The following is a 16,193-nucleotide window of genomic DNA, read 5'->3' on the forward strand; positions in this document are numbered from 1 at the left end:
TCTGTTGTATGTCCAACAGATCAGAGTATTTTTCACTTTCTTTTTTTTTTGACAAGGAAGGAGGGGATAGCGTGAGGGGGGGCGGGGGGGGGGGCAGGGGGAGTGGAAAAGGGACAGGCCCGAGGCATGCCTCGGGCGGGTTGGGCAGGACGCCCAACCCAGGTCTTGCCGCGTGAGCAGGACAGCGCATGCGAGCATGCGGCGACCAAGGCTACATGGACGTACTTGCGCCGCCCCCCGCAGCCCCGCCCCGTCCGACCCAGCCCATGACACTGGCTCTGCCGGCCGCGAGGGGCCCCTGCCGTTGGCTGTACAACCGCCCCCGCATGACCGAAATGGCGCCACACGTTAAACTCCCGCCGTGAATACTCCCACCTACACCGCCCAGCAACTCGCCGAGCAGTTCGGCCTGCAGGTCCATGGCGACCCCGCCACCGCCATCCATGGCGTGGCCACCCTCGCCCATGCCGGTCCTGGCCAGCTGACCTTCCTCGCCAATCCACGCTACCGCGCCCAGCTGGCCGACAGCCAGGCCTCGCTGGTGGTCCTGCGTGCCGACGACGCCGAGGCCGCCCCCGGCGCCGCGCTCGTCGCCAAGGACCCGTACACCACCTTCGCCAAGATCGCCGCGCTGTTCGACATCGCGCCGACGCGCCCGCCGGGCATCCACCCCAGCGCCGTCATCGATCCCAGCGCACAGGTCGCCGCCAGCGCCCATATCGGCCCGTTCGTCTCCGTCGGCGCACGCAGCGTGGTCGGCGAGAACTGCATCATCGGCACCGGCAGCGTGATCGGCGAAGACTGCAGCCTGGACAACGGCTGCGAGCTGATCGCGCGGGTCACCCTGGTCACCCGGGTCAAGCTCGGCAAGCGCGTTCGCGTGCATCCTGGCGCTGTGCTCGGCGCCGATGGCTTCGGCCTGGCCATGGACGCCGGCAAGTGGATCAAGGTGCCGCAGCTCGGCGGCGTGCGCATCGGCGATGATTGCGAGATCGGCGCCAACACCTGCGTCGACCGCGGTGCGCTGGAAGACACCGTGCTGGACGACGACGTGCGCCTGGACAACCTGGTGCAGATCGCGCACAACGTGCAGATCGGCGCGCACTCGGCCATCGCCGGCTGCACCGGCATCGCCGGCAGCGCCAAGATCGGCCGCTACTGCCTGCTCGGCGGCCACGTCGGCGTGGTCGGCCACCTCGAGATCTGCGACAAGGTCGTGATCACCGGCAAGTCGGTGGTCCGCAATTCCATCCATGAGCCGGGCGAGTACTCGTCCGGCACCCCGTTGACCGACAACCGCACGTGGCGCAAGAACGCCGCGCGCTTCAAGCAGCTGGACGCATTGGCTCGCCGCGTCCTGGCTGCTGGCAAGGAGAAAGAATGAACGACACGCTGCAGCTTCCGATCGACGTCTGCCAGATCCAGGAACTGCTCCCGCACCGCTACCCGTTCCTGCTGGTGGACCGGGTGCTTGAGCTCGACATCGAAGCCAAGCGCATCCTTGCGCAGAAGAACGTCAGCATCAACGAGCCGTTCTTCCAGGGCCACTTCCCGGGCCGCCCGATCATGCCCGGCGTGCTGATCATCGAAGCGCTGGCGCAGGCCGGTGGCGTGATGACCCAGCTCACGCTCGGCCGTGACTCGCAGTCCAAGCTGTTCTACATGGTCAAGGTGGAAAACGCCCGCTTCAACAAGCAGGTCGTTCCCGGCGACGTGCTGATGCTGGATGTGCAGATGAAGCGCCTGATCCGCAACATGGGCTGGTACTACGGCGAAGCCAAGGTCAACGGTGAAGTCGTTGCCTCGGCCGAAGTCATGTGTGCCGGCGCCAAGGGCTGATCCACTGGAGGCAGGAATGACTGACAACGCACCGCGGATCCACCCGACCGCCGTCATCGACCCGGCCGCGCGCCTGGCCGATGACGTCCAGGTGGGCGCGTTCACCCTGATCGGTGCCGATGTGGAAATCGGTGCCGGCACGGTGATCGGCCCCCACTGCAGCATCCACGGCCCGACGAAGATCGGCCGCGACAACCGCTTCATCGGCCACGCAGCCGTCGGTGGCGAACCGCAGGACAAGAAGTATGCAGGGGAGCGCACCGAACTGGTGATCGGCGACCGCAATGTGTTCCGCGAGTTCGTCACGCTGAACCGCGGTACCGGCGGCGGCGGTGGCATCACCACCATCGGCGACGACAACTGGATGCTGGCCTACACGCACGTGGCGCATGACTGCCATGTCGGCAACTTCTGCGTGTTCTCCAACAACACCACCCTGGCCGGCCACGTGACCGTGGGCGACTACGTGATCATCAGCGGCTTCGCCGGTGCCCATCAGTTCTGCCGGATCGGCGCGCATGCCTTCCTCGGCATGGGTGCGCTGACCAATGGCGACGTTCCGCCGTTCACCATGGTCGGCACCGATTCGCTGGGCCGCCCGCGCGGCATCAACAGCGAAGGCCTGAAGCGCCGCGGCTTCGACGCCGAGCGCATTTCCGCCATCAAGCGTGCCTACCGCACCCTGTATGTGGCGGGCCTGCCGCTGGCCGAGGCCAAGGTGCAGCTGACCGAACAGGCGCGTGACAGCGATGACGTGAAGGCCATGCTGGACTTCATCGAGCACGCCGAGAGGCCCTTGCTGCGATGAGCAGCACGACCGGCCAGGCGCCGGCCGGCGCCGCTGTGATTCCGCTGGCCTCCATGACCGGCAGCGTCCCCGCGCAACGGGTGCTCAGCGAGCGCCCGTTGCGGATCGCGCTGGTGGCCGGTGAGGCCTCCGGCGATCTGCTCGGTGCGGGCCTGGTACGCGAACTGAAAGCGCGCTTCCCGAATGCCGAGTTCGCCGGCATCGGTGGCGACGCCATGCGCAGCGCCGGCTGCCAGACCTGGCACGATGCCAGCGAGCTGGCGGTGATGGGCCTGACCGAAGTGCTGCGCCATCTGCCGCGCCTGCTGAAGCTGCGCTCGGCGTTCCGCCAGCGGGCGCTGGACTGGCAGCCGGACGTGTTCATCGGCATCGACGCCCCCGACTTCAACCTGGGCATCGAGCGCTGGCTGAAGCAGCGTGGCGTGCGCACCGTGCATTACGTCAGCCCCTCGGTCTGGGCCTGGCGCGAGAAGCGCGCCGAGAAGATCGGCAGCAGCGCCGACCTGGTGCTGTGCCTGTTCCCGATGGAACCGCCCATCTATGCCAAGCACGGCATCGACGCGCGCTTCGTCGGCCATCCGATGGCCGACGACATTCCGCTGCAGGGCAACCGTGAGGAAGCCCGCGCCGCGCTTGGCCTGCCGACTTCGGCCAAGGTGCTGGCGGTGCTGCCGGGCAGCCGCCTGGGCGAAATCTCGCGCCTGGGCGAGCCGTTCTTTGAAGCCGCCTGGCAGGTCTCAGAGCGCATCCCCGGCCTGCACGTGGTGGTGCCTGCCGCCAACCCCGCATGCAAGCGGCTGATCGAAGAGCAGCTGTCGCGCTCGGCGCTGCCGGTGGCGTACTCGCATGTGCTCGACGGCCAGGCCCGCAACGCCATGATCGCTGCCGACGTGGTGGTGCTGGCGTCCGGTACCGCGACCCTGGAGGCGATGCTGGTGAAGCGGCCGATGGTGGTCGGCTACCGTGTCAACGAACTGACCTACCGTCTGGTCAAGGCATTCGGCCTGATCAAGGTCGATCGCTTCGCCCTGCCCAACATCCTGGCCGGGCAGGACCTGGCACCGGAACTGATGCAGCACGACTGCACGCCGGACAAGCTGGCCGCGGCCATCCAGCAGTGGTTCGACCACCCTCAACGGGTGACCGACCTGCAGGACACCTATGCCCGCCTGCATGAACGCCTGCGCCGCAATGCTTCGGCACGGGCCGCCGACGCCGTCGGCGAGCTGCTGATGCGCGACCAGGCCCAGGCATGAGCCGCCGCCATGCCGCCGCAGCCAGCCTGGCCCTGTTCGATGGCAGCGCGGTAATCGAGCCGGAACGCCTGGTCGCCGGCGTCGATGAGGCCGGCCGTGGTCCGCTTGCCGGGCCGGTGGCGGTGGCGGCGGTGGTGTTCGACCCGGCACGACCACGCATCAACGGCCTGGACGATTCCAAGCAGCTCACCGCCGCGCGCCGCGAGCAGCTGCATGACCGCATCATCGAGCGCGCCCTGGCCTGGCACGTGGTGCTGGTGGACGTGGACACCATCGACCGCCTGAACATCTACCAGGCCACCCTGCAGGGCATGCGTGACGTCGTTGCAGCGGTCGCCCACGTGGCCGGTTTCGCGCGCATCGACGGCAACGTGGTACCCAAGGGCCTGGTATTGCCGGCGCAGGCGCTGGTCGGCGGTGATGGCATCGACCGCGCGATCATGGCCGCATCGATCCTGGCCAAGGTCTCGCGCGACCGCTACATGCAGAACGTGCATGCCCGCCACCCGCAGTACGGCTTCGAGCAGCACAAGGGCTACGGCACCCCGGCCCACCTGGCCGCCCTGCGCGAGCACGGCCCCTGCATGGAGCACCGGCGCAGCTTCGCCCCGGTGCGCGAGTGCCTGGAAAACCCGGCAGCTGTGACCGCAGACATCGCAATCGCCTGAATCGCCTGAACGGCCGCTGCACCCGGCTGCGGAAGCAGGGTGGGACGGGGCCCGCGGTTCGCCTGCGAACCGTGGGAAGCGATGGCGCGAATGCGATATCGCGTGCCGTCAAGAGCTTGTCGCGCCCCCCTGCCCTCGCTACCCTGACCGGGCACTCCAGCGCTTCCCGACCCCGGCGACGATTCCCCCGTCAGCACCCGGGGCCCGCGCGCTCCAACCTGGTCCGGCATGTCCAACTCCCGCTTCGTACATCTCCACGTCCACACCGAGTTCTCGCTGGCGGACTCCACCATCCGTGTGCCGGCCAAACCGGACCAGGCGGACCCGAAGAAGGCCAAGCAGGCCAACCTGCTGTCGCGCTCGGTCGAACTCGGCCTGCCCGCGCTGGCAGTGACCGACCTCAACAACCTGTTCGCCCTGGTCAAGTTCTACAAGGCCGCCGAAGGCGTGGGCATCAAGCCGATCGCCGGCGCCGACGTGCTGATCGCCGAAGAGGGCCAGGACCCGTGGCGGATGACCCTGCTGTGCCGCGATCGCGAAGGCTACCTGAGCCTGTCGCGGCTGCTGACCCGCGCCTGGATGGAAGGCCATCGCCCCGAGGGCGGCGTGGCCGTGCACCCGGACTGGCTGAAAGCCGGCAACGCCAACCTGTTCGCGCTGGCCGGCCGGCAGAGCCTGGCCGGGCGCCTGGCACTGGACGGCAAGCATGAACTGGCCGAGCAGCAGCTGGCCGACTGGCAGCGCGTGTTCGGCGATGGTCTGCACCTGGAACTGACCCGTACCGGCCGTGAGGGCGAGGAAACCTTCAACCAGTTCGCGCTGATGGCCGCCGGCCAGCGTGGCCTGCCGGTGGTGGCCAGCAACGACGTGCGCTTCCTGTCGCCGTCGGACTTCAGCGCGCACGAAGCGCGCGTGTGCATTTCCACCGGCCGCGTGCTGGACGATCCCAAGCGCCCGCGCGAGTACAGCGACCAGCAGTACCTGAAGTCGGCCGAGGAGATGTGCGCGCTGTTCGCCGACATCCCCGATGCGATCGACAACACGCTGGCGCTGGCCGAGCGCTGCAACATCGAGATGCGGCTGGGCACCTACTTCCTGCCCAACTACCCGGTACCCGACGACGAGACCCTGGACACCTGGATCCAGAAGATGTCGCGCGATGGCCTGGAAGAGCGCCTGGAGAAGAATCCGCTGGCGCCGGGCAAGACCCGCGAAGAGTACTTCGAACGCCTGGAGTTCGAGCTCAACACCATCATCAAGATGGGCTTCCCCGGCTACTTCCTGATCGTTGCCGACTTCATCCAGTGGGGCAAGAACCAGGGCATCCCGATCGGCCCGGGCCGTGGTTCGGGTGCCGGTTCGCTGGTGGCCTGGGCGCTGAAGATCACCGATCTGGACCCGCTGCCATACAACCTGCTGTTCGAGCGCTTCCTGAACCCGGAACGCGTGTCGATGCCCGACTTCGACATCGACTTCTGCATGGACCGCCGCGACGAGGTGATCGACTACGTCGCACGCAAGTACGGGCGCGAGCGCGTCAGCCAGATCATCACCTACGGCACCATGGCCGCCAAGGCGGTGGTGCGCGACTCCGGCCGCGTGCTCGGTTTCCCGTACGGCCTGGTCGACGGCGTTTCCAAGCTGATCCCGAACATCCTCGGCATCCACCTGAAGGATGCGCTGGGCAAGGGCAAGGAAGGCCCCAGCTCGGAAATGGCGTCGGCCGAACTGATCCAGCGCTACGAGACCGAGGACGATGTCCGCGACCTGATCGACCTGGCGCTGCAGCTGGAAGACCTGACCCGCAACGCCGGCAAGCACGCCGGTGGCGTGGTGATCGGACCCGAGCCGCTGAGCGAGTTCTGCCCGCTGTACGCCGAACACGACGAGAACGGCCTCGGCAAGAACCCGGTCACCCAGTTCGACAAGAACGACGTGGAAGAAGTGGGCCTGGTGAAGTTCGACTTCCTCGGCCTGCGCACGCTGACCATCATCGACTGGGCGGTGAAGGCGATCAACAAGCGCCATGAGCGCGCCGGGATTCCGCCGGTGGACATCGCCGCGATCCCGCTGGACGACACGCCCACCTACAAGGACATCTTCGCCAACGGCAACACCGGCGCGGTGTTCCAGTTCGAATCCTCGGGCATGCGCCGCCTGCTGAAGGACGCACGCCCCGACCGTTTCGAAGACCTGATCGCGCTGGTGTCGCTGTACCGCCCCGGCCCGATGGACCTGATTCCTTCGTTCAACGCGCGTAAGCACGGCCAGGAAGAAATCATCTATCCCGATCCGCGCACCGAAGCCATCCTGAAGGACACCTACGGCATCATGGTGTACCAGGAGCAGGTGATGCAGATGGCGCAGATCGTCGGCGGCTACTCGCTGGGCGGCGCCGACCTGCTGCGCCGCGCGATGGGCAAGAAGGTGCCGGCCGAAATGGCCAAGCACCGCGAGATCTTCCGCGAAGGCGCGGCCAAGGACGGCGTGGACGAAGCCAAGGCCGACGCGATCTTCGACCTGATGGAGAAGTTCGCCGGCTACGGCTTCAACAAGTCACACGCCGCCGCCTACGCACTGGTCAGCTACCAGACCGCGTGGCTGAAGCGCCATTACCCGGCCGAGTTCATGGCGGCCACGCTGTCCTCGGACCTGGACAACACCGAGAAGGTGGTCGGCTTCCTGGATGAAGTGCGCAACCTCGGCCTGACCGTGCTGCCGCCGAAGGTGAACCACTCTGCCTTCATGTTCGAAGCCGTCACCCCGGACACCATCCAGTACGGCCTGGGCGCGATCAAGGGCGTCGGCCAGGGTGCCTGCGAAGCGGTGGTGGACGAACGCCTGAAGGGCGGCGACTACAAGGACCTGCTCGACTTCTGCACCCGCGTCGGCTCGGCCAAGCTCAACCGGCGCACGCTGGAAGCGATGATCAACTGCGGCGCACTGGACGAGCTCGGGCACAACCGCGCCTCGCTGATGCTGCAGCTGCCGGAAGTGATCAAGGCCACCGACCAGATGGCGCGCGAACGTGCGTCCGGCCAGAACTCGCTGTTCGGCGGTCCCGACCCGAGCGCGACCACGATCCAGCTGGACCTGCCCGAAGCCGAGGAATGGCCGCTGCTGCAGCGCCTGAACGGCGAGCGCGACACGCTGGGCTTCTACCTCAGCGGCCACCCGTTCGATCCCTGGCGCGATGATGTACGCGACCTGGTCGGCAACGACCTGGGCTCGGTGGAGAAGATCTGGAGCGCCAACAGCGGTGGCGGTGGTGGCGGCGAAAAGCGCTGGCGCCCGGAAGTGCAGACCGTGCTGGCCGGCCAGGTGGTCGGCGTGCGCCGCAAGGGCGAGAGCCAGATCTTCATCCAGCTCGAAGACGGCCGCGGCCGCGTCGAGTGCAGCGCGTTTTCCGACGCGATGGCCGAGTTCGGCCACCTGATGACCAAGGACCGCATCCTGGTGGTCAAGGGCGGCCTGCGCGAGGACGAATTCAACGGCGGCTTCGCGCTGCGCATCCGCCAGTGCTGGGACTTCGACGAAGTCTGCGCCAACTACGCCACGCGCCTGTCGCTGCGCCTGGACCTGCGCCAGCAGCGCCCGGTCTGGGAGCGCATCGATGCACTGCTCGACCGCCATCGCCCGGGGCGCACGCCACTGCGCCTGGACCTGTTGCTGAAGGGGCCGCAGGGCGGCGTCGCCGGCATGCTCGATGTGTCCGGGCAGAGCGCGGTACGCATCGATTCCAAGCTGATGGAGGCGCTGCGCGCCGACCCGGCCGTGCGCACGCTGAAGGTGCGCTACAGCCCGCCGTGGGCCAGCTGAAGCTGGCTCCCTGGTTCTGCTGAAACCCCTGCTTTCCCGTTCCATGTATCAAGGACGATTGCCGATGAAGACCCTGCTGTTCCCGTTCGCTGCCGCTCTGGCCCTGGCCGCCTGCTCGCCGTCGAAGGTCGAGTTCCAGATCGACAACCCGACCGACGCGCCGCTGGCACTGAGCATCGATGGCAAGGACCTGCCGGTGGCCGCACAGGGCTCGCGCCCGATCTCGCTGGCCGTGGGCGAGCATCACCTGCACACCGAAAAGCTCGGTGATGTGCGCTTCATCGTCTACACCGACGGTCGTGGCGGACTGATCAACCCGACCCTGAGCGAGTACGTGATCGCCCGCGAGGTCTATGTCACCGACGAGAGCAAGCTGAAGAACTTCGGCACCGGCAAGGCCGGCATCGAGCTGGGCGGCGTCGACTTCGAAGGCCCGTTCGAGAAGAGCCACGAACTGTTCATCGACAAGACCTGGACCTACGGCGTGCGCGAACCCTTCCCGAAGGAAAAGGTGGTGGCCCACGTCGACGCGAGCGGTGGCCAGATCGTGGCCAAGGTGTTCACCGCGCCGGACTTCATCGCTTACGTGGAAGAAGGCATGGGCGAGCCCGGCGCCTTCAAGCGCGAGCAGCCGGCCGGCTACGTGGCCCCTGCTTTCAGCCTGGAACCGGCCCCGGCCAGCCTGCCGGCGCTGGTGCCGGCCTTCGAGGCGCATGCCGCGCCGCTGCGCGAGGTCTATGCGCGCTGGCTGAAGGCCACCACCGCCGATGAACAGAAGGCCCTGCGCAAGCAGGACTTCGCCGCCCAGATGGCCTTCACCTCGGCCACCGCCACCCTGGGCAGCGGGCTCGGCCGTGAGGCCAACGAGGCCTACAACGACTTCGTTTCCCAGCGCAGCCAGCTGATGGGCCGCAGCGCCCTGGTGGTGCCCTGAGCTGACTGGCGCGCCCTGCCCGGCTGCGCTACCGTCGCCTTCCAGACGAAGGCGTACGGGTGGTTTGCACGCATTCGGCTAGAATTCCCCTCTTCTTTACACGACGGCTTCCGATGAATCCGAACTACCTCGACTTCGAGCAACCCATCGCCGACCTGGAAGCCAAGATCCAGGAACTGCGCAACGCCAGTGCCGGGCCGGCGGTCAATGTCGAGGCGGAAGTGCACGCGCTGCAGGACAAGCTGCGCATGCGCACCGCGCAGATCTTCCGCAACCTGACCTCGTGGCAGGTGCTGCAGCTGGCCCGTCATCCGTCGCGCCCGTATACCGCCGACTACCTCCGCGTCATGTTCGACGAGTTCCAGGAGCTGGCCGGCGACCGTGCCTTCGCCGACGACAAGGCGATCATGGGTGGCCTGGCCCGCATCAACGGCCGTGCAGTGATGGTGATCGGCCACCAGAAGGGCCGTGACACCAAGGAAAAGATCAAGCGCAACTTCGGCATGCCCAAGCCGGAGGGCTACCGCAAGGCCCTGCGCCTGATGAAGATGGCCGAGCGCTTCGGCCTGCCGGTGCTGACCCTGATCGACACCGCCGGCGCCTGGCCGGGCATCGACGCCGAATCGCGCGGCCAGTCTGAAGCGATCGCGCGCAACCTGATCGAGATGGCCGAACTGAAGGTGCCGATCATCTGCACCGTGATCGGTGAAGGCGGCTCCGGCGGCGCGCTGGCGCTGGGCGTGGGCGACCGCACCGTGATGCTGGAGTACTCGGTGTACTCGACCATCACCCCGGAAGGCTGCGCCTCGATCCTGTGGAAGGATGCCGGCAAGGCCAAGGACGCGGCCGAACAGCTGGGCCTGACCGCCCCGCGCCTGAAGAGCCTGGGCCTGGTCGACAAGGTTGTGCGCGAGCCGACCGGTGGCGCCCACCGCAACCCGACGCAGATGGCCAAGCGCCTGAAGGCGGTGCTGCTGAACGAACTGGACGCGCTGGACAAGCTGTCCACCGAACAGCTGCTGGAACAGCGCTACACCCGCCTGCGCAGCTACGGCACGTACGAAGCAGCCTGATTCATCGGCTTGTTACTTTCTTGCTCGTGCAAGAAAGTAACCAAAGAACACGCCGCCGAACGCGAGCCGGTGCGATGCACCGGTTCCCTGCGCTTCTCGGTGAATCAGGGGACGACGCCGAACTCGCTGCGCTCAGACATCGGCGCCTCTTCGCCCCTGTTTCACCTGCGATGCTCGGCTCGCTCATGGCGGACCTGAACATCAAAAGCCACAGCTGCACCCAGTAGATCCACGCCATGCGTGGATGCCTCTGCTTTGGCGAAGAATCACGCGAACTCGTAGAGCCAAGCATGGCTCTACGGATAACGGACTGTCAGAACGGCTTGGCCAGCACCAGCCACACGATCGGAATGAAGGCCAGCAGCGGGATCTCGTTGATCCAGCGCAGCGCGCGCGACGACGGCAGCGCCCTGCCCTTGGCCACGCCCTTGAGCAGGCGGCCGATCCAGCTGAAGTACACCAGCAGCAGCACCACCAGCCCCAGCTTGGCATGCAGCCAGCCGGCGCCACCGGGCGCGACCATGGTCGGGAAATCGGGGATGACCTTGTAGCCCAGCCACAGCACCAGGCCGAGCAGGAATGCCAGGCCGAACATCGAGTGGCCGAAGCGGTAAAGCCGCAGGCCCATCAGCTGCAGGCGCTCGGTCACCGCCGGCTGGCCCGCAGTCTCGGCCAGGTTCACCAGGATGCGCGGCAGGTAGAACACCGTGGCCATCCACGCCACCACGAACACGATGTGGAAGGTCTTGACCCAATAGTAGCTCTGCATGCGCTCGCTCCGGCGGCTGGCGTAGGTGGATACCTATTGTCGCAGTAGAGCCACCCCATGGGTGGCTGCCGCGTCCAATCGCCGCACCATGGCAGCCACGCATGGCGTGGCTCTACTGCAGGTCCGCCACACCCGGGGGCGCAACACCGTACGATAGACGCCGTTTTCCCCGATCGTGCACCGCCCCATGGACAAGACCTACGACGCCGCCTACTTCCAACGCTGGTACCGCCGTGCCGACATCGGCGGCAGCGCCCGCCTGGCGCGCAAGGTCGCGTTGGCCGTGGCCAGCGCCGAGTACTACCTGGAGCGGCCGATCCGCAGTGTGCTGGATATCGGCTGCGGTGAAGGCGCCTGGCGCGCGCCGCTGCTGAAGCTGCGTCCGAAGGTCGAATACCTCGGCTTCGACAGCAGCGAGTACGCTGTGCGCCGCTACGGCAGGACCCGCAACCTGCACATGGCCCGCTTCGGCGATTTCGCCTGGCTGCGGCCCTGTGCCCCGGTCGACCTGCTGATCTGCTCGGACGTGATGCACTACGTGCCCGACCGCGAGCTGCGTGCCGGACTGGCCGGCGTGGCCGAGCTGACCGGCGGCGTGGCCTTCCTGGAAACCTTCGCCGCCGAAGACGAGTTCGACGGCGACCACGACGGCTTCCAGGCCCGACCGGCGCGCTGGTACCGCCGCACGCTGGCCCGGCACGGCCTGCAGCCGGTGGGGTCGCACTGCTGGCTCGGCCCCGCCCTGGCAGGCGATGCGGCCGCGCTGGAACGGATGTGAATCCGGATTCATTATTTTCAGCCAACTTAACCTGCGGGACAGCCGGATGGGATATGCTGCGCGGCAACATATGACCATACATATTCGGTCGTCATGCTCTATCAACTGCACGAACTGACCCGCAACCTGCTCGCCCCCTGGGTGCACCAGGCCCAGGCCAACGCCAAGTTCTTCGCCAACCAGGGCCACTGGTGGTCGCAGATGCCCGGCGCTGATCGCCTGGCGGCGGTCAATGAACTCTTCCACCGCATCGGCAAGGATTACGAGAAGCCCGAGTGGGGCATCAACGAAATCGACGTCGATGGCGAACGCGTGCCGATCGTCGTGCACGAGGAAGTGAGCAAGCCGTTCTGCAAGCTGCTGCGCTTCAAGCGCCACAGCAATGAAGCAGACCAGCTGCACACGATGCTCAACCAGCCGTTCGTGCTGGTGGTGGCGCCGCTGTCCGGACACCACGCCACGCTGCTGCGCGATACCGTGCGCACGCTGCTGCGCGACCACCGCGTGTACGTCACCGACTGGGTCGACGCGCGCATGGTGCCGTCCAGCGAAGGCGAATTCGGCCTGGACGACTACATCGTCTACATCCAGGAATTCATCCGCCACCTCGGCGTGGAGCGCCTGCACGTGGTGAGCGTGTGCCAGCCGACCGTACCGGTGCTGGCTGCGGTTTCGCTGATGGCCAGCCGTGGCGAGCCGACGCCGCGCACGCTGGTGATGATGGGTGGCCCGATCGATGCGCGCTGCAGCCCGACCGCAGTGAACAACCTGGCCACGCAGAACCCGCTGTCGTGGTTCGAGAACAACGTCATCCACACCGTGCCGGCCAGCTATCCCGGTGCCGGCCGTCGCGTGTATCCGGGCTTCCTGCAGCACGCCGGCTTCCTGTCGATGAACCCCAGCCGCCACTTCAGTTCGCACTGGGATTTCTACACCGACCTGGTCAAGGGCGATCTGGAAGACGCCGACGCGCACCGTCGTTTCTACGACGAGTACAACGCGGTGCTGGATATGCCGGCCAAGTACTATCTCGATACCATCCGCGTGGTGTTCCAGGACTTCCTGCTGCCGCGTGGTGAGTGGGTGGTCAACGGCGAGAAGGTCGATCCGTCGGCGATCCGCGATACCGCGCTGCTGAGCATCGAGGGCGAGCTGGACGACATCGCCGGCCTCGGCCAGACCGAAGCCGCACAGGCGCTGTGCACCGGCATCACTGCGGACCGCCGTGAGCATTTCATCGTCGAAGGTGCCGGCCACTACGGCATCTTCAGCGGCCGTCGCTGGCGCGAAGTGGTGTACCCGAAGGTGCGCGATTTCTTCGCCGCGCATGCCGAAGCACCGGCGGCGAAGGCTACGAAGAAGAAGAGCAACGTCACCCCGTTGCGGCGAAAGGCGGGGTAACCCGCCGGTGGTGGGTGCTGACCTGGGTCGGTGCCATGCCATGAATCCCGGTATCTGATGGAGCGTGCCAACCAAGGTTGGCACCTACCAAAGCGAAGTCCGCCAAACGCCCCGACGCTGATGGAGCGTGCCAACCAAGGTTGGCACCTACCAAAGCGGATCCCGCCAAACGTCCCGACGCTGATGGATCGTGCCAACCAGGGTTGGCACCTGCCGAAGCGTGGATTCCCGCTTACAGCCGCACCAGCAGGTTCTTGGCGATCAGCCCGTGCAGCTTGCCGATGCCGCGTGCCAGGTGCATCGTCAGCACCAGGAGCAGCGCGCCCGCCGCAGCAACCGCGATCGCCACCAGCGGCGAGGCCGCCATCGGCAATACATTCACGTCGTTGATGTACACGCCGGGGATGTCGCCACTGAAGATGGCCGCAACCGGTGCCCAGATCAGGCTCAGCGACAGCGACAGCAACGTCACCGCGATGGTGAAGTAGACCACGCCCAGCGGCAGCATCAGCACGAAGTACAGCAGCGTCAGCCAGGTACGGCCATCGGTGAACATGTCGCCGATGCGCTGCAGCCACGTGCGGCTGCGGTCGGTGTAACGCGGACGGCGCGGCATGCGCTCGCCCAGCAGTGCTTCCACCAGCCGCCCTTCCAGCAGCGCCAGCCCGCGCACCGAGCCGAAGAACAGCACGGTCAGCGGAATGCCGACGATCAGGATCAGCAGGCCAAGCGACAGCGACAGGCCGGTCACCACCCAGGTGAAGAAGAAGATGCCGGTGGCCAGCGACAGCAGCATGTAGAACAGCGCACCGTAGGTGTGCGGATCGGTCACCACACCGAAGAAGCGCGCCAGCAGCGAGCGCTGCACCGGCGACGGCGGCGGTGCGGCCGGCTCGACACCACTGGCTTCTGCCGCTGCGCGCAGCACCGGCGCGGTATCCGCACGCGGCGTGCGCAGCGCGCGGTTCACCGTCACTTCGGTCTCGCGGTAGATCTCGGCCACTTCGTCCGGCGCGCCATAGCTGCCGGCAACGTCGGCGATCACCTCGGCCTCGCTGCGGCCGGGCTGCGCCGCCAGCTCCGAACGCAGGTATTCCTCGGCGTCGTACAGGGCATCCTGCACCATCGCCGGGTCGGCGCCTTCCAGCGCCGCGCGCAGTTGCGCCAGATACTGCGGGATGGTCGTGGGCAGGGCTCGGCCTGCCAGGCTCGGGTCGTTCATTGCGGTACCCCCTCCAACACGGAATCGACGGAATCGCGGGTGGCCTGCCAGGCCTGGCGCCACTGCGCCAGCACTTCGCGGCCACGTTCGTTGATGCGGTAGTAGCGCCGCGGCGGCCCGCTGCTGGACGGCTCCACATGGCTTTCCAGCAGGCCAGCGCCCTCCAGGTTGCGCAGCACTGGGTACAGCGCGCTCTGCTTGCCGCTCAGCACGCCCTCGCCCACCCGCTCCAGCTCCTTGGCAATGAGGTAGCCGTACAGCGGCTCCCCGGCCCGGGCCAGTACCGCCAGCAGGGCCAGCGATACCGTTCCGGCGCTGAGCTCCTTCTGGAACTTCTTCAGGTGGACATCGTCCTCGGACATGACCGGCCCTCCACTACGTTGAAGTCCACAGTAGTGCGAAGTTCGGTATACCGAATGTGTCGTTAGTCATCGTGCCGGTTGGCGTTGGAGAGCTGCTCGCGCAGAATCGAAGCCTTGTTCATGTTCCGGGGTTCCCATGCCGCACCGTCGTCGCCTTGCCCTGACCGCCCTCGCCTGCCTGCTGCCCGCCCTGGCCAGCGCGGCCTCGCCTTACCGCAGCCCGCAGCAGATCCTGGACGCCTCGGCCGCCAGCGACTGGCGCACGCCGGACCCGGCCAACCTGCTGTACATGGACCTGCCGGCCGGTCGGGTGATCATCGAGCTGGCGCCGCAGTTCGCCCCACGCCATGTCGCCAACATCCAGACCTTCGCCCACGAGCACTTCTGGGACGGCACCAGCATCTACCGCTCGCAGGACAATTTCGTGGTGCAGTTCGGTGATGCCGACGCCGATGACGCCGCCAAGGCCAAGCCGTTCGGCAGTGCCGCGCGCAAGCTGCCGGCCGAGTTCGAACGCGCCAGCACCGGACTGAAGGTGAGCGTGTTGCCGGACCGCGATGGCTGGGCTCCGCAGACCGGTTTCGTCGACGGTTTCCCAGTCGGCCAGGACCCGCAGGCCGGCAAGGCCTGGCTGGCGCACTGCTACGGCATGCTCGGCGCCGGCCGCAGCAACGAGGAAGACAGCAGCATCGGTGCCGAACTATACGTGGTGACCGGCCAGTCACCGCGTCAGCTGGACCGCAACATCACCCTCGTGGGTCGCGTGCTGAAGGGCATGGAACTGCTCAGCGCAACGCCGCGCGGCCCGGCGCCGATGGGCTTCTACACCGACCCGAAGCTGCGTACGCCGATCGTATCGATCCGCCGTGCCAGCGATGTGCCGGTGGCCGAGCGCACGCCGATCCAGGTGCTGCGTACCGACTCAAAGACCTTCGCCGATACGGTGGAGGCACGCCGCAATCGCGTGGATGATTTCTACAAGCGCCCGGCGGGGCATATCGATCTTTGCAATATTCCGGTGCCGGTGCGGTGATGGTTTCCGCACGTTACGCGTGCTGAAGGCGCTTCATCGTTCATGGGCGTTACTTTTCTTTGTACGCAAAGAAAAGTAACCAAAAGAAACGTTCCGCCAGCCGCGAGCCGATGCTGCGCATCGGTGCCCTGTGCTCCTCGGCCCGTCGAGGGACGGCGCGGGAACTCGCTGCGCTCAGACACCCGCGCCTCTTCGCCCTCGCCGGACCTGCGGTGCTCGGCTCGCTCAAGG

The 16,193-nt window shown here is 66.9% G+C and carries 14 protein-coding genes; 11 read left to right on the forward strand and 3 right to left on the reverse strand.

Features of this window, described 5'->3' with window-relative positions; translation table 11 throughout:
• The first annotated feature begins 361 nt into the window (after positions 1-361).
• From lpxD to EKL94_RS14735, 8 genes are all read left to right on the forward strand, one after another.
• Entirely contained in the window at positions 362-1,384 is a 1,023-nt protein-coding gene (lpxD, locus tag EKL94_RS14700; RefSeq protein WP_126929643.1) for a UDP-3-O-(3-hydroxymyristoyl)glucosamine N-acyltransferase, read from the forward strand.
• Positions 1,381-1,839 (forward strand): 3-hydroxyacyl-ACP dehydratase FabZ, encoded by a 459-nt coding sequence (gene fabZ / locus EKL94_RS14705; protein ID WP_008265823.1) that lies wholly within the window; start codon positions 1,381-1,383, stop codon positions 1,837-1,839. Before lpxD ends, fabZ begins: the two co-directional genes overlap by 4 nt.
• A 16-nt stretch (positions 1,840-1,855) precedes the next feature.
• Entirely contained in the window at positions 1,856-2,647 is a 792-nt protein-coding gene (lpxA, locus tag EKL94_RS14710) for an acyl-ACP--UDP-N-acetylglucosamine O-acyltransferase (RefSeq protein WP_032128327.1), read from the forward strand.
• Positions 2,644-3,903 carry a lipid-A-disaccharide synthase gene (gene lpxB, locus EKL94_RS14715; RefSeq protein ID WP_049455669.1) on the forward strand — a complete coding sequence of 420 codons (1,260 nt, stop codon included), beginning with the start codon at positions 2,644-2,646 and terminating at the stop codon, positions 3,901-3,903. Before lpxA ends, lpxB begins: the two co-directional genes overlap by 4 nt.
• Positions 3,900-4,571, forward strand: coding sequence for a ribonuclease HII (locus EKL94_RS14720; protein ID WP_126929644.1), 672 nt, complete (start codon positions 3,900-3,902; stop codon positions 4,569-4,571). The genes lpxB and EKL94_RS14720 overlap by 4 nt, the downstream gene beginning before the upstream one ends.
• A gap of 228 nt (positions 4,572-4,799) precedes the next feature.
• The gene (gene dnaE / locus EKL94_RS14725; RefSeq protein ID WP_094000196.1) at positions 4,800-8,390 is read left to right on the forward strand and encodes a DNA polymerase III subunit alpha; all 3,591 of its coding nucleotides are present in this window, start codon (positions 4,800-4,802) and stop codon (positions 8,388-8,390) included.
• Positions 8,391-8,454: 64 nt separating this feature from the next.
• Positions 8,455-9,324 (forward strand): hypothetical protein, encoded by an 870-nt coding sequence (locus tag EKL94_RS14730; protein WP_126929645.1) that lies wholly within the window; start codon positions 8,455-8,457, stop codon positions 9,322-9,324.
• Between the two features lie 113 nt (positions 9,325-9,437).
• Positions 9,438-10,397, forward strand: a complete 960-nt coding sequence (locus EKL94_RS14735) for an acetyl-CoA carboxylase carboxyltransferase subunit alpha (protein ID WP_054171326.1) — start codon at positions 9,438-9,440, stop codon at positions 10,395-10,397.
• A gap of 313 nt (positions 10,398-10,710) precedes the next feature.
• Here EKL94_RS14735 and EKL94_RS14740 read toward each other — a convergent pair whose 3' ends face one another.
• A complete protein-coding gene (locus tag EKL94_RS14740) occupies positions 10,711-11,166 on the reverse strand; it encodes a CopD family protein (protein WP_049433848.1) in 456 nt (151 codons plus the stop codon).
• Positions 11,167-11,353: 187 nt separating this feature from the next.
• Here EKL94_RS14740 and EKL94_RS14745 point away from each other — a divergent pair, with 187 nt between their 5' ends.
• Together EKL94_RS14745 and EKL94_RS14750 are read left to right on the forward strand one after the other, a co-directional pair.
• The gene (locus EKL94_RS14745) at positions 11,354-11,944 is read left to right on the forward strand and encodes a class I SAM-dependent DNA methyltransferase (RefSeq protein ID WP_126929646.1); all 591 of its coding nucleotides are present in this window, start codon (positions 11,354-11,356) and stop codon (positions 11,942-11,944) included.
• Positions 11,945-12,037: 93 nt separating this feature from the next.
• Positions 12,038-13,345, forward strand: a complete 1,308-nt coding sequence (locus tag EKL94_RS14750; protein WP_126929647.1) for a polyhydroxyalkanoate depolymerase — start codon at positions 12,038-12,040, stop codon at positions 13,343-13,345.
• A 232-nt stretch (positions 13,346-13,577) separates the two neighbouring features.
• Here the strand turns inward: EKL94_RS14750 and EKL94_RS14755 are convergent, their stop codons facing one another.
• Both EKL94_RS14755 and EKL94_RS14760 read right to left on the reverse strand, forming a co-directional pair.
• Positions 13,578-14,567, reverse strand: coding sequence for a sensor domain-containing protein (locus tag EKL94_RS14755; RefSeq protein WP_126929648.1), 990 nt, complete (start codon positions 14,565-14,567; stop codon positions 13,578-13,580).
• Positions 14,564-14,929 carry a PadR family transcriptional regulator gene (locus EKL94_RS14760; protein ID WP_004150914.1) on the reverse strand — a complete coding sequence of 122 codons (366 nt, stop codon included), beginning with the start codon at positions 14,927-14,929 and terminating at the stop codon, positions 14,564-14,566. Before EKL94_RS14760 ends, EKL94_RS14755 begins: the two co-directional genes overlap by 4 nt.
• 136 nt (positions 14,930-15,065) lie before the next feature.
• Between EKL94_RS14760 and EKL94_RS14765 the strand changes: the two genes are divergently transcribed.
• Entirely contained in the window at positions 15,066-15,962 is an 897-nt protein-coding gene (locus EKL94_RS14765; RefSeq protein WP_126929649.1) for a peptidylprolyl isomerase, read from the forward strand.
• The last annotated feature ends 231 nt before the right edge of the window (positions 15,963-16,193 follow it).

Source organism: Stenotrophomonas maltophilia (genome assembly GCF_003970865.1).
GTDB classification, from domain to species: domain Bacteria; phylum Pseudomonadota; class Gammaproteobacteria; order Xanthomonadales; family Xanthomonadaceae; genus Stenotrophomonas; species Stenotrophomonas maltophilia_AR.